The following is a 3,000-nucleotide window of genomic DNA, read 5'->3' as shown; positions in this document are numbered from 1 at the left end:
CCGCTTCGGTCACCTGCGGCAGCGCCACGGCCGCCGCGATATCGTCCACAAAGGGCCCGACCCGGACCCGGTAGTAGGTCTCCCCGCCCACATCAACTGGGGCGACGTCGACGGGCGCGATGTCGGATAGGACAGTGCGGGCGCGCTCGGCGTTCTCCCTGTCCTTGAAGGAGCCCGCCTGGATGGCAGGGCCGTCCGGCGGCGCCAGGAAGTTCGGCTCAGGGTGACGCGGCGGCACGATCGATCCGGTTTCTTCGGGAGAGGCTTGCAGCTCCGGGCGCAAGGTGGCCATCGTCACCACGGTCTCAGGTTGCGGTTTGGGCGCAGGGGCCGGAGCGGGCAACGCGGCCGTCGCGAACGAACGGTCCGGGCGGTCAGGCAATGGCGGCGGCGTGTGCACGATCGGCAGGCTGGCGACCGCAATCGGGTCCAGCTCGGGCGGGACGGCCTGCGGCGTGGAGGCGTAGCGCTGATAGCCCCGGCTTACGAGATATTGCCGCTCATAGCTGTCGTCGCCGCTGAGAGGCGCGCGGCGCAAATACTTCACGCGCACTTGCGCGGTGCCGTTACTGCGAAAGCCGAGCACCTCCGCCGAGCGCCGCGAGAGATCGATAATGCGGTCGTGCTTGAACGGGCCGCGGTCATTCACGCGCACGACGAGCGAACGCCCGTTCTGGAGATTGGTCACCTGTACATAAATCGGCAAAGGAAGCGTCGGATGCGCCGCGGACAGGCGGTCCATGTCGTAGATTTCGCCGTTCGCGGTGTAGCGGCCGTGGAACAGCTCCCCATACCAGGACGCCTGGCCGACGGCGTCGTATGTAGGATCCTCGCGCGGCGTGTAGCGGACGCCGGCGATCTCGTAGGGCTGACCCACTTGGTAGCGCCCGCCCCCCTTCGGCACCGGCTGGCCGAACGGAATGATCCGTTTGCCGAGCCCCACGCTCTCATCGCGGCCGCAAGCGGAGATGGCGAATGTCAAACTGGCAATCAGAAGCGCGCCCAGCACGAGACGTGCGGGATGACGGCTGTCAAAAAAGCTCTGAAGCCCGCCTGCACCGAGTGCAAAGGAGAGCCGACCCACCCCACGCAACGTCCCGTCCCCCGGAAGGGCTAACGAAAAATGCGCCGGAGAGACCTCGAACGCAAAACCCAAGCGGGTCCCTCCGGCGCGACACCACTGTCGGCCTAAGTGCGTTAGCAAAGAATGAATCGCCAAACGATCCTCAAGGTCCGATCCGATCGAGACACCGCGCGGCCACGTCCGTGACCGAATCGCTCGCGTCGATAGTATCGAAATCCATCGCGCCGAGGTCGTAGGCGAGTTGCGCGTCCACAACTTGTGGTGTCGCGTCCGAGACGTCGCCTGTTCGCTGCGCGACCCGCGCACGCATCACCTCCGGCGGCACATCGAGCCACAGGCCGGTGAAAGCGGCGCCATGCTCTGCGGCAAGCGCCGCCACCGCCGCACGCTCTTCGGGCTTTGCATGCACCGCATCCATGATCACGGGCCAGCCGGCTTCGAGAGCAAGGGCCGCCCGCTTGCGGCACAACGCATAGACCAGGTCCGACACGCTTTGCGTATAGGCGGAATCCGGCAAGCGCTCCTCGGGCGCCACACCGAATAGGCGTTTGCGCGCCGCGTCGCTCCGCACCAGCACCGCGCCGGGAAAAGGGAGAAGCTCTGCAGCGAACGCGCGCGCCACCGTGGACTTGCCGCTGCCCGAAAGTCCGCCGACGGCAATGAGCCGCGGCTGCGCCGGCGCAAGATACGCGCAGGCCAGATCGAAATAGGCCCGCACCTCCTCGCGCATATCCGCCCCATTGCCTGCCGAGGAGTGTCGGGCGCGCAAGAGTTCGACCTTGGCGCGGATCATCGCGCGCAGCGACAGGAACAGCGGCAGCGCCGCGAGCCCAACAAGATTGCCGGCATCGGCGGCGTCGAGATATGCGTTGAGCACCGCGTTGGCATGGCTCCCAAGCCCGCGCTTGCCGAGATCCATCAGAAGAAACGCGAGGTCGTACAGCACGTCGATGGTGGCGAGGCTGTCGTCGAATTCGAGCGCGTCGAACAGCACGGGCTCACCGTCGATCTCCACGATGTTCCGCAAATGCAGATCGCCGTGGCAGTGGCGCACATAGCCGCTACGCGCCCGGGCCCGAAGCAGCGGCGAGAGTTTGTCGAAAGCCGCGCGGGTCCGCTCCGCGAGCAGCGCGGCAGCCTCCGGCGGAAAGACATCCGCGTTCTCGGCGAGAACCTGCTCGTGCTCGGCGATGATCCCGGCGAGCGGCCGCACCGCATGATGCTCGGTGAGGACGCGGTCGGCGCCGGCGTGCAGGCGCGCGATGGCGCCCGCAAGAGGCGCCATGGCCTCCAAAGCAAGCCGGCCCTCTCCGGCGAGCCGGTCGAGGAGTGAGTCTTGGTCGAATCGGCGCATGACAAGCGCCCACTCGATCGGCTCCCCTTCTCCTCCAAACCGAAACCCTCCGTCCGGGGCTTCAGTTATGGGCACGACCTCACGATAGAGCTGAGCAGCGGTGCGCCTGTTCAAGCGCAGCTCGTTGCGCAACGCCTCGCGCCGATTCTCCAGTGTCGAAAAGTCCAGAAACGGGTACTTCACCGCCTGCTTCACCTTATAGGCGAAGTCCCCGGCCAGAAACACGACCGAGGCGTGGGTCTCGATGCACTCCACGGTTGCAGGCGCCGGTTTGTACATTTCCGGCCGCCTCATGAATTCCAACAGCTTAGCCTGGCTCAAACCGACCTCCGCTCAGATATTAACCATAGGATGACAATGCCGTGCCCGGACGGCCACAGAAGCATTGAAAACACTCAAGAAACACGCGGTTGCACTTGTCGCCAATAGGTTAACTGGCTAACGTTTCCCCGGATGGGCGGGACTTGTGGGGTCATCCTACAAAAGCGCCTCTCGGAAAGGCCGAGCGGTCCTGATGAGGTTGTGGGGAAGATTGGCGATCGCCGGTGCGATGGCCGCTCTT

At 65.5% G+C, this 3,000-nt stretch carries 2 protein-coding genes; both read right to left on the bottom strand.

Annotation, left to right across the window (positions count from 1 at the left end):
- Nucleotides 1-1,084: septal ring lytic transglycosylase RlpA family protein (locus ACSLE4_RS14025; protein WP_435905051.1), on the bottom strand; the 1,084-nt coding region annotated here is incomplete at its 3' end.
- Nucleotides 1,085-1,226: 142 nt separating this feature from the next.
- Complete coding sequence (locus ACSLE4_RS14020; protein ID WP_435905050.1) at nt 1,227-2,717, bottom strand: AAA family ATPase; 1,491 nt, start codon at nt 2,715-2,717, stop codon at nt 1,227-1,229.
- Nucleotides 2,718-3,000: the final 283 nt, after the last annotated feature.

Source organism: Methyloceanibacter sp. (assembly GCF_051306395.1).
Taxonomy (GTDB): Bacteria; Pseudomonadota; Alphaproteobacteria; order Rhizobiales; family Methyloligellaceae; genus Methyloceanibacter.
The sequence above is the reverse complement of the archived record's forward strand: the minus strand, read 5'-3'. Positions and strand labels throughout refer to the sequence as shown.